1 protein-coding gene is annotated in these 1227 nt (G+C 61.5%); it reads left to right on the top strand.

Going from position 1 to position 1227, the window contains the following annotated elements:
• Positions 1-641 precede the first annotated feature (641 nt).
• The coding region (locus AB0I38_RS40320) for an AlbA family DNA-binding domain-containing protein (RefSeq protein WP_358496224.1) at positions 642-1227 on the top strand (586 nt) is incomplete at its 3' end.

The raw sequence follows: 1227 nt of genomic DNA, 5'->3' as shown, positions 1-1227 counted from the left end.
CCAGATTCCGGCAAACCCACCAAACCCGCGCTCTGATCAGCCACTACCGCCGACGAGGCGACCCATTACCGCGCGATCTACGGATGTAGTACCAGGAGGCCCGCCTACAGATCGCCACCTGGATCGCTGACTTCTACAACACCCGGCGCAGGCACAGTGCCGCCGACGGGCTACCTCCGACCGTCTACGAACAGTTGATCAAGGCCGCCCGAACGGCAGCCAGGAGCAGGACACAGAAGGCCATCGCCGCATAGAAACGTCTCCACGGTTTCAGGGGATTGCCACCGTTCGGTCTCGCCCAACGCGTCGCCATTGTCGAAGGATGGTCCTGGCTCGGCCTCGTCGCCGCGCAGTTCCTCCGTCAGCCATCGCCTTCTGCTGCCGCAACACCGATGGCCAGCCTCAACCCATGACGATCAAGTTCTGTAGGGATAATGCGAGTCGGCGGCCGAACCGCCTCGCCAGCGCGCTCAATCCCGTATGAGACGCGGCTACGGCTCCCCACCGGCGCAATCTTCTTGGATGCGTAGATCGCGCAGGGTCTGTCCAGAGCCGAAAACTCCCGACAGTCCCACCTAGCTGAGACATGCTAACTAGCATGCTAACTAGCATGTTCGTCCACGCTGCTCAGGGAGTACAAGGTGCTCGACGAAGAGCTCTCCGAGATCATTGCCAACCTCCGCGTTCTCGGCGGGGACGTCTCCGACGTGGAAGTGAAGCAGTCCCAGCGCGAGCTGCCGAAGACGATCCGGGAGACGCTCTCTGCCTTCGCCAACACTCACGGTGGTGTGCTCATCCTCGGACTGAGCGAGAGCACGGGATTCTCAGCAACGGGTGTACGTGATGCTTCCAAGCTTTCCAACGACCTGGCCTCGCTCTGCTCCACTGACATGGAACCCGCTCTGCGGCCGTTGATCCGCGTCCACGACTTCGAAGGTGTGAAGATCATCGTGGCAGAAGTCCCCGAACTGGATCCGGCCCAGCGACCGTGTTTCTACAAGGGTGCCGGGATGACCAAGGGCAGCTTCGTACGCGTAGGCGATGGGGATCGGCGGCTGTCGAGCTACGAGGTTCAGATCATGCTGTCCTCACGCGGGCAGCCTCGTGAGGACGAGCAGGCCATTTCAGGAACCGGAGCAATCGTCAATACCTGTGGATCAAAAGCTTTAAGCAGCGACGGATGGCCGCCCTTCTGGGGACGTCTCGTCCGGCCGCTCGACGAGCTTG

This window comes from Nonomuraea cavernae (assembly GCF_040655715.1).
In the GTDB taxonomy this organism is placed as follows: Bacteria; Actinomycetota; Actinomycetes; order Streptosporangiales; family Streptosporangiaceae; genus Nonomuraea; species Nonomuraea cavernae_A.
The sequence above is the reverse complement of the archived record's forward strand: the minus strand, read 5'-3'. Positions and strand labels throughout refer to the sequence as shown.